This window comes from Pseudomonas sp. MD330_10, assembly GCF_042610415.1.
In the GTDB taxonomy this organism is placed as follows: domain Bacteria; phylum Pseudomonadota; class Gammaproteobacteria; order Pseudomonadales; family Pseudomonadaceae; genus Aquipseudomonas; species Aquipseudomonas rhodesiae.
On sequence record NZ_JBHGZU010000010.1, the window covers coordinates 166,996 to 185,590 of the forward strand.

Consider the following 18,595-nt stretch of genomic DNA (forward strand, 5'->3'; position numbering starts at 1 on the left):
TAGTCATGTATAGGTTGGCTGACACACTGCCATCGGGGGCAAGCCCCCTCTCACATTTGGGTTTCAGATGGCTTCGGGTCTCTATGCTGTCTTGGCTAACAATAGGCATAGAAAACACGCCGGCACCCAGCCTGGTGCGTACAAAATTGTGGGAGGGGGCTTGCCCCCGATAGCGGTAGATCAGTTACATCCAGGTTGACTGACACACTGCCACCCGGGGGCAAGCCCTCTCCCACATTTGGGTCTTCATTTATCTGAAGGTCAGTGATGTTTCAGTAGTTTGCTTTCCAGGTGATCCAGGTGTTGGGTCATCAGGGTCACCGCAGTGTTTGAGTCGCGCTGCTCAATCGCATCCACAATGGCCACATGTTCCTGCCACGCGCAATACGTGCAGGCTTTTGCTTCAAATTGGGCGATGACCAACGATGTCAATGGCACCAGGCTGTTGAGGAACTGCGCCAACGGCGCATTACCGGCGATCGCGGCCAACTGCAAATGAAACTCCCCTGATAATCGAATCGCCGGCCCACGCTGGTCGCGCTCAATGCACTCGCGCTCGCGGGCGATCAGCTCGCGCAAGGGGCGAATCTGCGCGGGTGTGGCCTGGGCGCAGGCCAATTGCACTACGGTGACTTCGGTCATGCGCCGGGCTTCGAGGATTTGTCGGGCTTGCAGGCTGTCCGGCGCGGCGACCTGGGCGCGTTGATTGGGACGCAGGATGATCACCTGCTGATGGGAAAGTTTGGCCAGCACCCGGCGAATCACGCTGCGGCTCACGCCAAAGGTTTCGCCCAGGCCTTCTTCGGTAAAGCGGCTGGACGGGGCGATGCGTTGTTCGAGGATGGCGTCGAACAGGCGCGGGTAGATGTCGTCCACCGAGGGTTTTTTACCGGCCACCAGGCGCAGGGCAGGCAGGATCGGGTTGCGTTGCAAGGCGTGGGCGGTCATGGCCGGTCTCCAAAAAATCAGCTGCCGAGATGGTCGTCCGGGATGTTCAGGGCAATGCCCATGCGCAGACCCTCCTGGAGGATATGCCGACGCATTTCGGCGCTGGCCAGGGCGCTGTTCTTGTTACGTATGGCGCGCACCACGGCTTCGTTTTCCTGCAGGCGTTCGGCCAGGTGTTCAGGCGAGTTACGCAGTACCTGGGCGCTTTGCTTGAGGGCGTTGCGGGTCTGCTGCACCACGTTCTGAAAGATCGGGTTGGAAGTCAGCGCGAACAGCTCTTCATGAAAATCGACATAGGCGTTCAGGCCCGCTTCGGCATCGCCGGCGTCCAGGGCTTCGCGCATGTCCATCAGGGTCAGGCGTAACTGGCCGACTTCCTTGCTGCTGATGGACTGGGCCACCAGGCCGACGATAAAGGGTTCGAGGGTGTAGCGCAGTTGCAGAATGTCTTCGAGGCTGGCGTCGGCTACGGCGTCGCTGGACTGCGGATCGCTGACGCTGGTCTCCAACACGACCACGCCTTTGCCGGGCATGGAACGCACCAGGCCGAGGGTTTCCAGTACGATCACCGCTTCACGCAGACTGGGGCGGCTGATGCCCAGCTGTTCGGCCAGTTCGCGCTGGCCGGGGAGCATTTCGCCGCGGCGCCACTGACCCCGCGCCAGGGCGGCGCGTAGTTTTTCTACCACTGAATTGACGACGGTTGAGGTGCTGATCACGTCGATGGCTCCTTGATGATGCTGATACGGTGGGAGCAGTTTTGCCGCTCCCACCTGGGTAGTGTCGCCTTCAGAATTCCTGGTGCGCCGGCAATACCGGTTTCTTGGCCTGGAAGGCATAACCCTGCTGGCCGTCCAATACCTTGTTGGCGCGCTGGAGGTCGATGTCTTTTTCCCAGCGGGCAATGGCCACGGTGGCGACGCAGTTGCCGATCAGGTTAGTCAATGCGCGGCCGATGCCCATAAACCAGTCCACCGCTAGCACCAGCACCAGGCCCACCACCGGAATCGCTGGGATCGCGGTGAGGGTGGCCGCCAGAATCACCAGCGCCGAACCGGGGATGCCATGGGCGCCCTTGGAGGTGATCAACGACACCAGCAGGATGGTCAGCAGGTCGGTCATCGACAGCGGTGTGCCGGTGGCGTTGGCGATAAATACGATGGCCAGGGTCAGGTAGATCGAGAACCCGTCGAGGTTGAACGAGTAGCCGGTCGGAATCACCAGGCCCACGGTGGAACTGCCAATGCCCAGGTGCTCCAGTTTGCGCATGATCTGAGGCAGCACAGCGTCGGAAGAGGCAGTGCCCATTACGATCAGCAGCTCTTCGCGCAAGTACTTGAGCAGCGGCAGCATGCGCAGGCCCGACAGGCGCATTACCACGCCGAGGATCACGCCGACAAAGGCAAAGCAGGTCAGGTAGAAAAGGCCTACCAGGCTGCCCAGGTGTTGCAGGGAATCCAGGCCGTAGGTGCTGGTGGTGAAGGCGATGGCGCCGAACACGCCAATGGGCGCCAGGCGCACGATCATGCCCATGATGCGGAAAATCACATGGCTCAATTCGTTGATCAGTCGCGAAATGCCCGACGCCGCTTCGCCCACCAGGTTCAGCGCGCTGCCGAACAGCACCGAAAACAGTAGAACTTGCAGCACGTTGTTGTCGGCAAACGCACCGATCACTGAGTTGGGAATCAGGTCCATCAGGAATTGGCTGGTGCCGCGGATGTGCTGGCCCTTATCGGCCAGTTCGTTCAGGCCGGCGGAAGAGAGCTGTTCCAGATGAATATTGGCGCCGGTGCCGATGCCGGTGCTGAACGCCATAACCAGGCCGATCACCAACGCGATGGTGGTCAGCACTTCGAAATAGATCACCGACTTAAGGCCGATGCGCCCGACTTTTTTCAGGTCGCCGGCGCCGGAAATGCCGCTGACCACTACGCAGAACACGATCAGGCCGATCAGCATCTTGATCAGTTTGATAAAGCCGTCGCCGAGGGGTTTGAGTTGCGAAGAGAATTCGGGAAGGGCCAGGCCGCAAACAACGCCTAACATCAGGCCGATCACGACTTGCAGGAAAATCGAACGCGAGCACCATCTGAGCATGGGAGGGATCTCTATTCGGCGCCCTGGTGGTTCCAGGGCTTAATTGTTGTGGTCATACCGGTAAGTCCAGTGCAGGGCCAGTCTACGCCGGGTTTTTTTGAAATCACAAGTAATAATTCGGCGGTTGGCAGGTCCCGGTCTGACCAGTGGGTCGGTAAGGGCGATGCTTGAGCGGTTGGCGGCGTGCAAAATTTTTCGCTTATCATCCGGCGCTCGGCACAGAAGGGGGGCGAATGGACACACCAGGTTTGAGCATCGATAAGCACGGGCACCGACACTGCGCCTGGCGCGGCGCGGCGCCGGAATACCTGCATTACCACGACCATGAGTGGGGCGTGCCGGTGGCCGATGATATTCAGCTGTACGAGAAAATCTGCCTGGAAGGGTTTCAGGCGGGGATGGCGTGGATAACCATCCTGCGCAAGCGCGAGCAGTTTCGTGCAGCGTTCGACGGCTTTGATTTTCGCCGCGTGGCGCAGTACGGCGAGGCGGATATCCTGCGTCTAATGCAGAACCCGGGCATCGTGCGTAATCGGGCGAAGATCGTCTCCACCATCAACAATGCGCGGCGTGCCTGTGAGCTAGTGGACGAGACCGGCTCTCTGGCGCAGTGGTTATGGGCCTTCGAACCCGGCCCGCAAGAGCGCCCGGCCGTGGTGGACCTGGCTTACTGGACGGGTAACCCGACATCACCGGCCTCGGTGCGTCTGTCCAAGGCGCTGAAGAAGCGTGGTTGGACGTTTGTAGGGCCGACCACGATGTATGCGCTGATGCAGGCGATGGGGATGGTCAATGATCATCTTGAAGGATGCGCATGCCGCCCGCAGATTGAAGCGCTGCGGCGCCAGTTCAAGCGGCCCTGAATTGCCGACTCGGGCGGTTGAAACTGTGGGAGGGGGCTTGGCTCCGATGACGCTGGCTCAGTCGACCTCTCGTTAACTGCCCCAAAAATCCCGCCCGGCGGTCGGGTTATAGAGCGTCATGCAATCTTCAGCAGAATATCGCGCACCCTGTCCAGGGCCGGGTCGATATCCAGCAGTTCAATGGCGCCGAACCCGACAATCAAGCCTGCACGCACCGGAGTGTCATGGAAGAACACCTCCAGCGGGTATAGGCCGACGTCCACCTGGCGCGCCAGCTCCCGCAGCAGCGCAATATTGACCGGCACCTTGCACAGCGCCGCCAGGTGGAACCCCGCCACTGTGGGCACCGCTTCGAACCATGGCGACAGATCGCCCGCCAGGCGCTCCAGGATACGTTCGCGGCGCCCGGCGTATACCGTGTGGCAGCGTCGGATGTGCTTGAGCAGGTAGCCCTCGCTGATGAACTTGGCCAATGCCCATTGCGGCAGTGTGGAGCTGTGCTGGTCGGTCAGTTGCTTGGCCTTGAGTACCGCGCCGTGGATCGCCGGTGGCAGCACCACGTAGCCCAGGCGCAACTCGGGCAGCAGGGTCTTGGAAAAGGTGCCGACGTAAGCCACTACGCCGCGACTGTCCAGGCTTTGCAGGGAATCGGTAGGGCGGCCCTCGTAACGGAATTCGCTGTCGTAGTCGTCTTCGATGATGATCGCACCCAGGTCGAACGCACGCGCCAGCAAGGCTTCGCGGCGCGCCGGGCTCATGGGCATGCCCAGGGGGAATTGATGGGACGGTGTGACATAGATCAGGCGCGTGCCGTCGGGGATCTGGTCGACCTGGATACCCTGTGCGTCCACGGGCACGCTGGCGACATGGGCGCCCCGTGCCGTGAACAGTTGGCGCGCGGGGGTGTAGCCGGGGTCTTCCATGGCGACAATACTGCCCGGTTCCAACACCACGCGGGCGAGCAAGTCCAGTGCCTGTTGCGCGCCGTTGGTGACCACGATGTCGCTGTCGCGGCATTTGACCCCTCGGGAAAACGCGATATGCCCGGCGATGGCACTGCGCAACGCCGGCAGCCCTTCGGGTTGACTGTAGAAGCCGCTGTGCTCGGCGATACGCCGTAGGGCATGCTGGGTGCAGCGCCGCCATTCATCCTGGGGGAACTGCTGGCGGCTGGTGGCGCCGCCGATAAATTCGTAGCGCAGGCGCTTGTCGTTGGCGGGGTGATGCATGGGCGAGGGCAGCGCTTGCCATTTCGCCAGGTTGGCGGAGCAGGCCAGATCTGTAGCGGTTTGTACGCGATCAGGTTGTGGTGCCCAGGCGTTGACGAAGGTCCCGCGGCCAATCCTGCCCACCAGCAGGCCTTCATAGGTCAACGTGGCGTAGGTATCGGACACCGTCTTGCGCGATATGCCCAATTGCTCGGCCAGCAAGCGGCTTGGCGGCAGTTGCGCACCTGCCGTCAGGCGCCCGGCGGCGATGGCTTCGCGCAACTGCTGATAAAGCTGCGCCGCCAGGTCCTTACGCCCGTTGATGACGATGTGGAGTTCCATGTTTCATCCTGAGACAGATCGATCGGCGCCAAGATTACTCGTAAATCGATCTGTACCGCTGCGCCGGCACTCAGGACAGGAAGCCACCGTCCACATTCAGCGACACGCCGGTGGTGTAGCTGGAGGCGTCGCTGGCCAGGAACAGTACTGCACCCGCCATCTCGCTCGGGTCGGCCACGCGCTTGAGGGGGATCTGCGCCAGGGCCATTTTCAGGATCGAGTCGTTCTTGACCAGTGCGGAGGCGAATTTGGTGTCGGTCAGGCCCGGCAGCAGCGCGTTGCAGCGTATACCGAACTCGGCGCATTCCTTGGCGAACACCTTGGTCATGTTGATCACCGCGGCCTTGGTCACCGAGTAAATGCCCTGGAATATGCCGGGCGAGATGCCGTTGATCGAGGCCACGTTGATGATGCTGCCGCCGCCGTTTTCGCGCATCAGCTTGCCGGCTTCCACCGACATGAAGAAGTAGCCACGGATGTTCACGTCCACGGTTTTCTGGAACGCGCCGAGGTCGGTATCCAGCACATTGCAGAACTGCGGGTTGGTGGCGGCGTTGTTGACCAGGATATCCAGGCGCCCGAACTGCTCGCGAATACCGGCGAATACTTGGCTGATCTGCTCCATTTCACCGATGTGGCAGGCCACCGCTGTGGCCTTGCCGCCGTCGGCGATGATCGCATCGGCCACATGCTGGCAGCCTTCGAGCTTGCGGCTGGACACGATCACATGGGCGCCTTGCTGGGCCAGCAACTTGGCGATGGCCTCGCCGATGCCACGGCTGGCGCCGGAGACAAATGCGATCTTGCCGTCGAGGTCGAACAGGTGGGTCTTGGACATGGGGATTCCTTAAAGGGCTGATTTGCTGATGACATTCAGGCTCATTTGCTCAAGCAGTGCGTTCATCTGAATGAACTGCGCGAAGCGTTTGTCCTGGGTCTGGCCATGGAAGAAACGGTAGTAGATCTGCTGCACGATGCCGGCCAGGCGGAACAGGCCGTAGGTGTAATAGAAATCGAAGTTATCGATCCGGATGCCCGCGCGTTCGGCGTAGTAGTCAACGAATTCTCGGCGGGTGAGCATGCCCGGCGCGTTGCTCGGCTGGCGGCGCATCAATTGCACCGGCGCCGGGTCGGCGGCTTCGATCCAGTAGGCGAGGGTGTTGCCCAGGTCCATCAGCGGATCGCCCAAGGTGGTCAGTTCCCAATCCAGCACGCCAATGATCTGCATCGGGTTATGCGGGTCGAGGATCACGTTGTCGAAGCGGTAGTCGTTATGCACGATGCTGGAGGTGGGGTGATCGGCCGGCATCTTGTCGTTGAGCCAGGCGCGTACCGCCTCCCATTTTGGCGCATCGGGGGTCAGGGCTTTTTCGTAACGGTCGCTCCAGCCGCGAATCTGCCGCGCCACGTAGCCTTCGGGCTTGCCCAGGTCGGCCAGGCCGCAAGCGGTGTAGTCCACTTGGTGCAGTTCGACGAATTTGTCGATAAAGCTTTTGCACAGTGCTTGAGTCTTCGCTGCATCCAGGCCCAGCTCGGTGGGCAGGTCGGAGCGCAGGATGATGCCGTTGACGCGCTCCATCACATAAAACTCGGCGCCGATCACCGACTCATCGGTGCAATGCACGTAGGCCTTGGGGCAATAGGGGAAGCCATCCTTCAGTTGGTTGAGAATGCGGAACTCGCGGCCCATGTCGTGGGCGGACTTGGCTTTGTGCCCAAAAGGTGGGCGGCGCAGTACGAATTCCTGATCGGGGTATTCCAGCAGGTAAGTCAGGTTGGAGGCGCCACCGGGAAACTGGCTGATGGTGGGCGTGCCGCTCAACCCCGGGATGTGGGCCTTGAGGTAGGGATCGATCAGGCCGGCATCGAGTTCCTCGCCGGGGCGAATCTGGGTGGATTGGTCGTTCAGCGCCATGCTTATCCCTTCTGCTTATTCTAAAGGCCTCGGACTATTGGCTAATCTAATGCGCGCCACCGCCCAGCCACAAGGTCGAGGCGGTTTAATAGGTTAGCGTGTTGCAGGATGATCAACGTGCCTGATCGGTCATTTTACGGGCGGGGGCAGGGCGACCGGGGTGAGCACCGGGCGCCCGGCGAAATACTCCACCAGGTTGTCGGCCACGCGCTGCACGGTGTCATGGGCGGCCTCGGGCGACAGCCCGGCGACATGGGAGGTGAGTACGGTATTGCCCAGGCGCTTGAGGGCGTCGGGCACCTTGGGTTCGTCGTCGAACACATCCAGCGCCGCACCGCCGATGCGCCGCTGTTCGAGGGCGGCAATCAGGTCGGCGGTGACCACCACGCTGCCACGCCCGATGTTCACCAAGTAGCCATGGGGACCGAGGGCGTCCAGTACGCGTCGGTCAATCAGGTGCCGGGTGCCGTCGCCGCCGGGCGTGGCCAGAATCAAGAAGTCCGCGCTGCGCGCCAGATCCAGAGCCGTGGCGCAGTAGGTGTAGTCCACGTCATCCCGTGGTTGGCGATTGTGGTAACTGATCTCCATGCCAAAACCCAGGGCTGCGCGCTTGGCGATCTCCAGGCCGACGGCGCCAAGCCCGAGAATGCCCAGGTGCTTGCCGCCCAGGGACGGACGCATCACTTTGGGCCACTCGCCACGCCGCACTGCGGCGTCGTTCTGCGGGATGCCGCGTACCAGTGACAGCAACAGCGCCATGGCGTGGTCGGCCACCGACGGTGCATTCACGCCGGCGCCGTTTGTAACCACGATCCCGCGATTGCTGGCGGCTTGCAGGTCGACGTGTTCATAACCGGCGCCGATCACGCAGATGATCTCCAGCTGTGGCAAGGCGGCGATTTCTTCGGCGTACAGGCCCAATGGGCCACGGGTCAGCACGGCCTGGATCTGCCCGCCGTGGGCTTTGATGGCGTGGGCGCGTTCGGCGGGCGTCGGCGCCAGGATCACATGAAAGTCGTTGCTTTCGATGATGGGCAGGTAGTCGTTGATGGTTTCAACCAGGACCATAACAGTGGTGGTCATCGTAAGGCTCTTCCTTGGAGGGTAGACAGGACCAGTATGCTGGATTTGTAAGACAGAGCGTTTTATCGGGAAGGAAAATTTACTGCTCGTGGGTCGGGCAAGTTCGTGATTGTCTGCGGCTGCACCGGTCAACCATTCCTCAGCTAAGTCTTTGCTTCTTCACGAGAATCCCGGACAATCCGGCCCCTTCTATGGTCGAGACGCTGCCTGTCAGGTTTTTCTGACTCGTCCCGGCCGTGTAAATGCGGAGATCCGACCGGATGAATGATCAGGCCAATAGCGTCGACGAACGCTATGCAACGACACCTGCAACCCTCACGCGCTGGAGCCGCCAGGACACCACCTGGATGCTCGGCCTGTTCGGCACCGCCATTGGCGCCGGTACTTTGTTCTTGCCGATCAACGCGGGGCTGGGCGGCTTCTGGCCCCTGGTGATCCTGGCGCTGCTGGCATTCCCGATGACGTTCTTCGCCCACCGTGGCCTGACGCGGTTCGTGCTGTCCGGTCGTGAAGGCTCCGACATTACCGACGTGGTGGAAGAGCATTTCGGTATCAAGGCCGGGGCGTTGATCACGTTGCTGTACTTCTTCGCGATTTTCCCGATCCTGCTGATCTACAGCGTGGCGCTGACCAACACCGTCGGCAGCTTCATGGAACACCAGCTACATATCCTGCCGCCGCCACGGGCGATCCTGTCGTTCGTGCTGATCCTGGGCCTGCTGGCCGTGGTGCGCTGCGGCGAGCAGGTGATCGTCAAGGCCATGAGCCTGATGGTGTATCCGTTTATCGTCGCCTTGCTGTTCCTCGCGGTGTACCTGGTGCCGCACTGGACCGGCGGCATCCTCAGCACCGCCCGCGAGCTGCCGGCGCCGTCGGCGTTGCTCAATACGCTGTGGCTGGCGATTCCGGTGATGGTGTTCTCGTTCAACCACTCGCCGATCATTTCGGCGTTCGCGGTGGATCAGAAGCGCCAATACGGCGCCAATGCCGATGAGCGCAGCTCGCAGATCCTGTCCCGCGCGCACCTATTGATGGTGGCGATGGTGTTGTTCTTTGTGTTCAGTTGCGTGCTGACCCTGTCGCCGGCCCAGTTGGCCGAAGCCAAGGCGCAGAACCTGTCGATCCTGTCGTACCTGGCCAACCACTTCAACAACCCGACCATCGCGTTCGCCGCGCCGCTGATCGCGTTCGTGGCAATCGCCAAGTCGTTCCTGGGCCACTACATCGGTGCCAGTGAAGGCCTCAAGGGCTTGGTGCTTAAAACCGGTCGCCGCCCGGCCGCCAAGACCCTGGACCGCATGACTGCCGCCTTCATGCTGGTGGTGTGCTGGATCGTCGCCACGCTCAACCCCAGCATCCTCGGTATGATCGAGACCCTCGGCGGCCCAGTGATTGCGTCAATCCTGTTCCTGATGCCGATGTACGCCATCCGCAAAGTGCCGGCCATGGCCAAATACCGTGGGCAGGCGTCCAACGTGTTTGTCACGGCGGTTGGTCTGGTGGCGATTACGGCGTTGGTATATTCGCTGATGGCTTAAGTGGTGTGGGAGGGGGCTTGTCCTCTCCCGTCATTGTTTTGTCTTGCCACTAATGGCTTATTCCAGACACAAAAAAACGCCGCGTATCTTGCGATACGCGGCGTTTTTCACATCAACACACCGTTAAGCTTGCAGCACCGGGATGTTGGCGCTGGCCGCGATCTTGCGGAACTCGGCGATCTGGTCGAAGTTCAGGTAGCGGTAGACGTCGCTGGCCATGGTGTCCAGCTTGGCCGCGTAGCCCATGTACTCCTCGACGGTCGGCAGGCGACCCAGGGTCGAAGCGACAGCCGCCAGCTCAGCCGAAGCCAGGTAGACGTTCGCGCCGTCACCCAGACGGTTCGGGAAGTTACGGGTCGACGTCGACACCACGGTGGAGTTCGGTTCTACCCGTGCCTGGTTACCCATGCACAGCGAGCAGCCCGGCATTTCCATGCGTGCGCCAGCCTTGCCATAGATGCCGTAGTAGCCTTCTTCGGTCAGTTGGTGAGCGTCCATCTTGGTCGGCGGCGACAGCCACAGACGGGTTGGCAGCTGACCCTTGACCTGTTCCAGCAACTTACCGGCAGCGCGGAAGTGACCGATGTTGGTCATGCAAGAACCGATGAACACTTCGTCGATCTTCTCGCCGGCAACGCTGGACAGCAGACGGGCATCGTCCGGGTCGTTCGGTGCGCAGAGGATCGGCTCGTTGATCTCGGCCAGGTCGATCTCGATGATTTCGGCGTATTCGGCGTCGGCATCGGCTTCCATCAGCTCCGGGTTGGCGACCCAGGCTTCCATCGCTTGGGCGCGACGTTCCAGGGTGCGTGCATCGCCGTAGCCTTCACCGATCATCCAGCGCAGCAGGGTGATGTTGGAGTTCAGGTACTCGGTGATGGACTCTTTGGACAGCTTGATGGTGCAACCGGCAGCCGAACGTTCGGCCGAGGCGTCGGACAGTTCGAACGCTTGCTCCAGGGTCAGGTCGTTCAGACCTTCGATTTCCAGGATGCGGCCGGAGAAGGCGTTTTTCTTGCCTTTCTTCTCTACGGTCAACAGGCCAGCCTGGATCGCGTAGTAAGGAATGGCATGAACCAGGTCACGCAGGGTGATGCCAGGTTTCATTTTGCCTTTGAAACGCACCAGGATCGATTCCGGCATGTCCAGCGGCATGACGCCGGTGGCGGCGGCGAACGCGACCAGACCGGAACCGGCTGGGAACGAAATGCCCATCGGGAAGCGGGTGTGGGAGTCGCCGCCGGTGCCGACGGTGTCCGGCAGCAGCATGCGGTTCAGCCAGCTGTGGATGATGCCGTCGCCTGGACGCAGGGATACACCGCCACGGGTCATGATGAAGTCAGGCAGGGTGTGGTGGGTGGTCACGTCGATCGGCTTTGGATAGGCCGCGGTGTGGCAGAAAGACTGCATCACCAGATCGGTGGAGAAGCCCAGGCACGCCAGGTCTTTCAGTTCGTCACGGGTCATCGGACCGGTGGTGTCCTGAGAACCTACGGTGGTCATCTTCGGTTCGCAGTAGGTGCCTGGACGCACGCCTTTGCCTTCCGGCAGGCCGCACGCCTTGCCGACCATCTTCTGTGCCAGGGTGAAGCCTTTGCCGGTGTCGACCGGGGCTTCTGGCAGCTTGAACAGATCGGTCGGGCCCAGGCCCAGCTCGGCACGGGCCTTGTCTGTCAGGCCACGGCCGATGATCAACGGGATACGGCCGCCGGCGCGGACTTCGTCCAACAGCACTGGGGTCTTCATTTCGAAGGTGGTCAGGACTTCATCGGTGCCGTGCTTGCAGACTTTGCCAGCATGCGGGTACAGGTCGATCACGTCGCCCATGTGCATGTTGGTGACGTCGAACTCGATTGGCAGTGCGCCGGCATCTTCCATGGTGTTGTAGAAGATCGGAGCGATCTTGCTGCCGAAGCAGAAGCCACCGGCACGCTTGTTCGGTACATAAGGAACGTCGTCGCCGAAGAACCACAGTACGGAGTTGGTGGCGGATTTACGCGACGAACCGGTACCGACCACGTCACCGACGTAGGCGATCGGGAAGCCTTGGCCGCGCATCTCTTCGATCTGCTTCATTGGGCCGGTCTTGCCTTGCTCGTCCGGCACGATGCCTTCGCGCGCCATTTTCAGCATGGCCAGGGCGTGCAGCGGGATATCAGGGCGGGACCAGGCGTCTGGGGCAGGGGACAGGTCGTCGGTGTTGGTTTCGCCGGTGACCTTGAACACGCGCAGGCTGATCTTGTCGGCCAGGGTCGGGCGGTTCTTGAACCACTCGCCGTCGGCCCAGGACTGCAGCACCGCTTTGGCGTGTTCGTTACCGTTCTTGGCTTTTTCTGCCACGTCGTGGAACGCATCGAACATCAGCAGGGTGTGCTTGAGTTGAGCGGCGGCAACAGGTGCCAGCTCGGCATCGTCAAGCAGCTCGACCAGGGTCACGATGTTGTAGCCGCCTTGCATGGTGCCAAGCAGTTCAACGGCGCGCTTCTTGTCGATCAGGGGGGAAGTGGCTTCGCCCTTGGCCAGGGCAGACAGGAAACCGGCCTTGACGTAGGCAGCTTCGTCAACACCTGGTGGAATGCGGTTGGTGATCAGGTCAACGAGGAATTCTTCTTCGCCAGCCGGAGGATTCTTCAGCAGCTCGACCAGGCCTGCGGTTTGTTCGGCGTTAAGCGGCTGGGGAACGATACCCAGGGCTGCACGCTCTTCGATATGTTTGCGGTAGGCTTCAAGCACAGTTATTACCCTCATCAGTGGTCCCACGGGACGCTCATCCAGAAATGAACGGCACGCATGCGCTCGGGGGCTTTTTGGGCCGCAAAGCCAGCGCTGCCGGCATTCCTTACAGAAGCTGCTTTCAAAGTTTTACGCCTGCAGAACGGAGCTGATGAGGGTTGGCGCTGATGCTCGACCTACCGGGTCATTCACCATCGCCAACACCGTTCTGAAGGAACGACTGTGCTCGTGACGCTTTGAAAACAGCTTCCAGCGGATTATTGGCGCCTTACAAGGCCGGATGATTCTACGGCAAAAAAAAACTAAAGGTAAGTTGCCATGTCACGTTTGCCGGGTGATCGAGCTTAGACAAAGGGCTAACATGGCGCACTGTTTCGCTGATTTGCGTGTTGCCGCCCATGTCCAATTCAACCATCAAGACTCCCTGCGTTGGTCTGTGCTCCACGGTCTACGGCGATCTCGTGTGCCGCGGCTGCAAGCGTTTCCATCACGAAGTGATCCAGTGGAACGGCTACGACGAGGAGGCAAAGCGCGCGGTATGGCTGCGCTTGGAGCAGTTGCTGGTACAGGTGATGGCCGGCAAGCTTGAAGTATTCGACCCGCAGAAACTGCGTTGGCAACTGGAACAGCGCAAGATCCGTTTCGTGCCGCACCAGTCCGAGTACTGCTGGGCGTATCAGTTGATTGCTCGCGGAGCGCGGGTGATTTCCAATTTGGAGGCCTATGGCATGGTGCTGTTGCCGGAGTTTCGTGACTGGGCCCTGCCGGAACTGCGCGATGCTATCGACCGTGAGTTTTTTATCCTGTCCGAGGCTCACTACCAGCGCTATATCGCGCCGGCTTTCCTGAACGATGCGCTGGCTGACTGACAGCGCAATTCCAAATATGAGAGGGGGGCTTGCCCCCTCCCACTTTGGATCTCAGTTGTGTTGGAAGTTGGCGTCAGTCCTTGGCAGCCAGCTCTTGCAACTGATCCATCAACGTCTCCGGTTTGAGCACCAGCACATCGCTTTCCACTTTATCCAGCACCACCTCCGCGGTGTTGCCTATCAATGCGCCGGTCAGGCCGGTGCGCGCCACGGTGCCGATAATGGTCACCGCCGCTTGCAGCTTGCTGGCCATATGAGGAATCAGCACATCCGCCGGGCCTTCTTCGATATGCAGGTGGGTATCGTCCACATCGAATTCGGCCTGGAAGGCTTGGCACTGCTCGCGATACCGTGCCTCGATGCTTTCCTTGAGCTGGAACGTGGGGTCCGCCGCCGACAGCATCGGCGAGGGATGGGCGCTGATCACATGTAACTGGGCCTTGGCCAGGTAGGCGATGTCGAAACCATGGTCGATGATCGAATGGTGCAGCGAGCGGTGCTCCACATCGCTGTTGCCCACATCGATGGCGGCCAGGATCACTTTGCCGGCCCAGGGTGTGGCGGTTTTGACCAGCAGCACCGGCGCGGGGCAGTAGCGCAGCAATTTCCAGTCTGTCGGTGTCAGCAGGGCCTTTTTCAGCGGGCTATCAGGGTAGTGCTGCTTGATCACCAAGCCACAGCCTTCAGCCTGCTGCACCGCGATGACGGTGTCATGCAGGCTATCGTTCCAGGCCTGTTCGGTGGTCACGCTGTAGCCTTCTTCGGTCAGGCTCGCTTTGAGTACGCTGAGCAGCGCGGAGTGCTCGTGTTTGCGGTCGCACACCAACAGATGCAGATGCGCCCCGGTCACCCCGGCGATCAGCTTGGCGCGCTTGAGGGCCAGGCTCTCGGAATGTTCGGTTTCAAGGACCACCAGGATGCTGCGGACGTCTTGCATGGTCGGTTACTCCGGAAACAAGGGGGGTGTCACAACTATAGTTGCTCCGCGCCGGGCGTCATGTTGATGCACATCAAGCCCGGTGGCTGGTGGTCTGCGGCACGGTCGGTATAATCGGCGCCCTTTTGTGATCCTTTGCCCGTGAGCCCGATGAACCTGCCCGAAATCCACGAATTCCTCGGTTGCCGTACCCCTGACGCCTGGGTCCAGGCCGCATTGGCCGATCAGGACACCTTGTTGATCGACCACAAGAACTGTGAATTCAAGGCCGCCAGTACGGCACTGAGCCTAATGGCCAAGTACCACGCCCATGTCGACCTGATCAATATGATGTCGCGCCTGGCCCGGGAAGAGTTGGTGCATCACGAGCAAGTCATGCGCCTGATGAAAAAGCGCAAGGTCGAACTGCGCCAGCTGCACGCCGGGCGCTATGCCTCGGGACTGCGCAAAGTGGTGCGTAGCCATGAGCCGGTCAAATTGGTGGATACCCTGGTGGTCGGCGCGTTTATCGAGGCGCGCAGTTGCGAGCGTTTCGAAGCGCTGGTGCCCCATCTGGACGACGAGCTCGGCAAGTTCTACTTCGGTCTGCTCAAAAGCGAGGCCCGGCACTTTCAGGGGTACTTGAAGCTGGCCTACCAATATGGCGACGCCAAGGACATCGCCCAAGTGATCGAGCGGGTAAGGGCGGCCGAGCAAGAGCTGATCGAGTCACCCGACGTCGAGTTCCGCTTTCACAGTGGCGTGCCAGCCTGAGGCGACCGCCAGGCCGATCAGCGCGGTGATCCCGGTTAATAACAGGATCACCGTTTGTGTGCCCAGGGGCGTGGCCAACAGCGCAATCGCCAACCCCGCCAGGGGTTGCGCCAGGTTGTTGAGCAGGGTAATCACCCCCACCGTCTTGCCGAAGTCCTGAACCGGGATGACCCGCTGGCGGGTGCTGCGCAGGTACACGTTGAACATCTTGTCGAAGCCGGTGATCAGCAGGAAACCCACGGTATAGACCCACACAGCAGGGCTGATCGCGGTGATCAGCGCACCGATTGCAATCATCGAATACCCCAGCCCACCCATAAGCTTCAAGGGTAAAGTGGCGCGGGCCAGGTAGAACAGAATCGCAATGGTGACCAACGCCCCGCCAGCCTGGAGCAGGGCGTAGGCGTCCTTGCCGGCGGCGAACTGGCCGGTGACCAACGCCGCCGAGGTCGCCAGCGTGACACCGACGATCAGGTTGACGCCGACCGCCAGAATAATGATGCGCTTCAACGCCGCCAGGCGGCCGATGTGGCCCAAGGCGATACGCAGCGGTTGCAGCCAGATGTCGGAATGCTGCGCATGACTGGGCAGGCCCATCGAGGTGTGGCGTTGCCAGATCAGCATGGCCAGATCGGCCAGCACGAACAGCCCGGCCACGCCTGCTACCACCCACGGCCAGCTCCATATTTCCAGCAGCAACGCCGCCAGCAGTGGGCCGAGCACCAGGCCGCTCTGATCGGCAATCTGTGAATAGGACAACGTCTTGGCGTAGCTGTACTGTGCGAAGCCATGGGGCATCACGACTTCCCGCGCCATAATGCCTAGGGTCGTCAGCACCCCGCACAGAGCCGACAGGATCACCAACCAATAAATCCCATCAAACAACCCATACAGCACCACCGCGATCGCACATGCCAATGCCCGATAGACCTGGCTGATATGCAACATCCGCAGCGGCGAAAACTTGTCGCACAACGCGCCGCACACCGGGAATGCCAGGTAGCGCGGCAGGGACTCGACAAAAAACGCAAGGCCCGCCCACGCCACGCTGCCGGTGGTCTGGAACACGAGCAGCGGCACGATAAACAACAGAATCTGGTCCGCCAGCCGCGACAAGAACAGCGACACGAAGAACGCCAGGTAATCCTTGCGCATACAACTCCCTGTAGATGGCGTAAAAAACTGCGGGCTATTTGTTAAAAACTCTTAAAAGCATGAAGCTTGGCCCATCGATGCCGGCCGGCCGCTAAAGTGGTGCAGCTTGCCACCTATACTGCGCGCTCTTCAATCAATCGCCGTTTGCAACTGAGAACCTATGGAAAACCTGGGGCTGGGCAAGGTCCTGCTTGTCGAGGACGACGAGCGGCTGGCAGGGCTGATCGCACATTTTTTGTCGCAGCATGGCTTTGACGTGCGCGTGGTACACCGGGGCGACGAGGCCCTGGCGGCCTTTCTAGACTTCACGCCAAAGATGGTGGTGCTCGATTTGATGCTGCCGGGCCAGAGTGGCTTGCAGGTGTGCCGCGAGATCCGCCGGGTGTCGGACACGCCCATCGTGATCCTCACCGCCAAAGAGGACGATCTGGACCATATCTTGGGCTTGGAGTCCGGTGCCGACGACTACGTGATCAAACCGATCAAACCACCGGTGCTGCTGGCGCGCCTGCGTGCATTGCAACGCCGCCAGGCGCCGGAGCCTACGGTGCGCGGAGCCCTAGCGTTCGGCCGGTTGGCCATCGACCGCAGTTGCCGGGTGGTCAGCCTAGGGGACGAGCGCATCGACCTGACCACCATGGAGTTCGAGCTGCTCTGGCTGCTGGCCAGCAATGCTGGCAGCATCCTGTCGCGCGATGACATCCTCAACCGCATGCGCGGCATCGCCTTCGATGGCCTCAACCGCAGTGTCGACGTGTACATCAGCAAGCTGCGCGCTAAGCTCAACGACAACCCTCGCGAACCGGTGTGCATCAAGACCATCTGGGGCAAGGGCTACCTGTTCAATCCATTTGCGTGGGAGGTCTAGGTGCTGCGGCTGTACCTGCGTTTATATCTGATCCTGGCGTTGGGCCTGGCAGGCGCAATCTGGCTGGTCAACTACACCTTCGACGAGCTGCTGCCCGACGCCAACGAAACCTACAACCGCGAGGCCATGCGTGGCCCGGCGTATGGCGTGGTCGAACAACTGCGGCCATTACCCAGTGCACAGCGCCAGGCCCGGCTCGCCGAACTGCAAGCGCACTATGGGCTGCGTCTGCAATTGGTGCACAAAGACATCCAGGCGCTAACCTCCCGAGAGCAAGCGCTGCTGGCTCAGGGCCTGCTGGTGGTGCGTGGCGACTTCAAGGAGTTCCTCGCCGCTATCGACGCTGGCCCGCAGTTGCTGGAGATCAAACTGCCGGAAGAACCCAAATGGCTGTACCTGTGGGCCTATGGTCTTCTCGGGGTGTGCCTGGCCCTTGTGCTGTATTTTTGGGTACGCCCGCATTGGCGCGACCTGGAACACATCCGCCTGGCTGCCCAGCGTTTCGGCGATAACGACCTGGGCTCACGCATCCTGCTGCCGCGCCGCTCCACCGTGCGCGAGCTGGCCGGCCACTTCAACCAGATGGCCGAACGCATCGAAAGCCTGATCGCCAATCAGCGCGAACTCACCAACGCCGTGTCCCACGAATTGCGTACACCGATTGCGCGGTTGTCGTTCGAGCTCGACCAGCTCAAGCAACAGGCCGACCCGCGCCAACGCGGCGAACTGATTGCCGACATGTACGCAGACCTCGGCGAACTGGAAGAGATGGTCTCGGAGTTGCTCACCTACGCCAGCCTGGAACGCGGCGCCACCCAGGTCACCCGCGAGCGCATCGAAGCCCACAGCTGGCTCGACAGCGTGATCGGCAGCGTGGCGCTGGAGGCCGAGGCGGCCGGTGTGCAGTTATCGTTGCGCGTGTGCGAGGTGGATTTTATCCAGATCGAACCGCGCTTTATGGCCCGCGCGGTGATCAACCTGTTGCGCAACGCCATTCGTTACGCCGAACGCCGGGTGCACGTGTCACTGCTCGCATTCGGTAACGGTTATGAAGTGCGCGTGTGTGACGACGGCCCCGGCGTGCCTGAGGGCGGCCGCGCGAAAATCTTCCAACCCTTCATGCGCCTGGACGCCAGCCGCGACCGCCGCACCGGCGGCTTCGGCCTGGGGCTGGCCTTGGTGCAGCGGGTGTCACAGTGGCACGGCGGGCAGGTCGAGGTGCGGGATTCGGAATGGGGCGGGGCGTCGTTTCGCATGACCTGGGCGTACGCCGAATAACCCGC

16 protein-coding genes are annotated in these 18,595 nt (G+C 61.1%); 6 read left to right on the forward strand and 10 right to left on the reverse strand.

The window, feature by feature from the left end; all coding sequences use genetic code 11:
- Positions 1-261: 261 nt before the first annotated feature.
- The 3 genes from ACFZPT_RS17480 to ACFZPT_RS17490 form a co-directional block, all read right to left on the reverse strand.
- On the reverse strand, positions 262-948 hold the full coding sequence (locus ACFZPT_RS17480) for a GntR family transcriptional regulator (RefSeq protein WP_034113899.1): 687 nt from the start codon (positions 946-948) through the stop codon (positions 262-264).
- 17 nt (positions 949-965) lie between these two features.
- Positions 966-1,667, reverse strand: coding sequence for a FadR/GntR family transcriptional regulator (locus tag ACFZPT_RS17485; RefSeq protein ID WP_034098214.1), 702 nt, complete (start codon positions 1,665-1,667; stop codon positions 966-968).
- Between the two features lie 70 nt (positions 1,668-1,737).
- Complete coding sequence (locus ACFZPT_RS17490; protein WP_169867879.1) at positions 1,738-3,063, reverse strand: C4-dicarboxylate transporter DctA; 1,326 nt, start codon at positions 3,061-3,063, stop codon at positions 1,738-1,740.
- 218 nt (positions 3,064-3,281) lie between these two features.
- On the opposite strand from ACFZPT_RS17490, the gene ACFZPT_RS17495 reads away from it, so the two are divergent.
- Positions 3,282-3,911: a DNA-3-methyladenine glycosylase I gene (locus ACFZPT_RS17495; RefSeq protein WP_034113898.1), complete on the forward strand. Its 630-nt coding sequence runs from the start codon at positions 3,282-3,284 to the stop codon at positions 3,909-3,911.
- 116 nt (positions 3,912-4,027) lie between these two features.
- On the opposite strand, the gene ACFZPT_RS17500 is transcribed toward ACFZPT_RS17495, so the two are convergent.
- The 4 genes from ACFZPT_RS17500 to ACFZPT_RS17515 form a co-directional block, all read right to left on the reverse strand.
- Positions 4,028-5,461, reverse strand: a complete 1,434-nt coding sequence (locus tag ACFZPT_RS17500) for a PLP-dependent aminotransferase family protein (RefSeq protein WP_034098208.1) — start codon at positions 5,459-5,461, stop codon at positions 4,028-4,030.
- A gap of 70 nt (positions 5,462-5,531) precedes the next feature.
- The gene (locus ACFZPT_RS17505; protein ID WP_034098207.1) at positions 5,532-6,299 is read right to left on the reverse strand and encodes an SDR family oxidoreductase; all 768 of its coding nucleotides are present in this window, start codon (positions 6,297-6,299) and stop codon (positions 5,532-5,534) included.
- Positions 6,300-6,308: 9 nt separating this feature from the next.
- Positions 6,309-7,376, reverse strand: a complete 1,068-nt coding sequence (locus ACFZPT_RS17510; RefSeq protein ID WP_034113897.1) for a phosphotransferase family protein — start codon at positions 7,374-7,376, stop codon at positions 6,309-6,311.
- Positions 7,377-7,505: 129 nt separating this feature from the next.
- Entirely contained in the window at positions 7,506-8,459 is a 954-nt protein-coding gene (locus tag ACFZPT_RS17515) for a 2-hydroxyacid dehydrogenase (protein WP_034113896.1), read from the reverse strand.
- A gap of 260 nt (positions 8,460-8,719) precedes the next feature.
- Between ACFZPT_RS17515 and ACFZPT_RS17520 the strand changes: the two genes are divergently transcribed.
- Positions 8,720-9,997 (forward strand): serine/threonine transporter, encoded by a 1,278-nt coding sequence (locus ACFZPT_RS17520; protein ID WP_034113895.1) that lies wholly within the window; start codon positions 8,720-8,722, stop codon positions 9,995-9,997.
- Positions 9,998-10,120: 123 nt separating this feature from the next.
- On the opposite strand, the gene acnB is transcribed toward ACFZPT_RS17520, so the two are convergent.
- Positions 10,121-12,730 carry a bifunctional aconitate hydratase 2/2-methylisocitrate dehydratase gene (gene acnB, locus ACFZPT_RS17525; RefSeq protein WP_034098200.1) on the reverse strand — a complete coding sequence of 870 codons (2,610 nt, stop codon included), beginning with the start codon at positions 12,728-12,730 and terminating at the stop codon, positions 10,121-10,123.
- Between the two features lie 398 nt (positions 12,731-13,128).
- On the opposite strand from acnB, the gene ACFZPT_RS17530 reads away from it, so the two are divergent.
- Positions 13,129-13,599, forward strand: a complete 471-nt coding sequence (locus ACFZPT_RS17530) for a DUF1289 domain-containing protein (RefSeq protein WP_034098199.1) — start codon at positions 13,129-13,131, stop codon at positions 13,597-13,599.
- A gap of 73 nt (positions 13,600-13,672) precedes the next feature.
- Here the strand turns inward: ACFZPT_RS17530 and ACFZPT_RS17535 are convergent, their stop codons facing one another.
- On the reverse strand, positions 13,673-14,536 hold the full coding sequence (locus ACFZPT_RS17535) for a universal stress protein (RefSeq protein WP_034098198.1): 864 nt from the start codon (positions 14,534-14,536) through the stop codon (positions 13,673-13,675).
- A gap of 150 nt (positions 14,537-14,686) precedes the next feature.
- Between ACFZPT_RS17535 and ACFZPT_RS17540 the strand changes: the two genes are divergently transcribed.
- Positions 14,687-15,289 carry a tRNA-(ms[2]io[6]A)-hydroxylase gene (locus ACFZPT_RS17540; protein ID WP_034113894.1) on the forward strand — a complete coding sequence of 201 codons (603 nt, stop codon included), beginning with the start codon at positions 14,687-14,689 and terminating at the stop codon, positions 15,287-15,289.
- Here ACFZPT_RS17540 and ACFZPT_RS17545 read toward each other — a convergent pair.
- Entirely contained in the window at positions 15,245-16,444 is a 1,200-nt protein-coding gene (locus ACFZPT_RS17545; protein WP_099311723.1) for an MFS transporter, read from the reverse strand. The two genes, ACFZPT_RS17540 and ACFZPT_RS17545, sit on opposite strands and share 45 nt — an antisense overlap.
- A gap of 160 nt (positions 16,445-16,604) precedes the next feature.
- Between ACFZPT_RS17545 and ACFZPT_RS17550 the strand changes: the two genes are divergently transcribed.
- Together ACFZPT_RS17550 and ACFZPT_RS17555 are read left to right on the forward strand one after the other, a co-directional pair.
- Positions 16,605-17,312: a winged helix-turn-helix domain-containing protein gene (locus tag ACFZPT_RS17550; protein WP_034098194.1), complete on the forward strand. Its 708-nt coding sequence runs from the start codon at positions 16,605-16,607 to the stop codon at positions 17,310-17,312.
- Positions 17,313-18,590, forward strand: coding sequence for an ATP-binding protein (locus tag ACFZPT_RS17555; RefSeq protein ID WP_034113892.1), 1,278 nt, complete (start codon positions 17,313-17,315; stop codon positions 18,588-18,590).
- Positions 18,591-18,595: the final 5 nt, after the last annotated feature.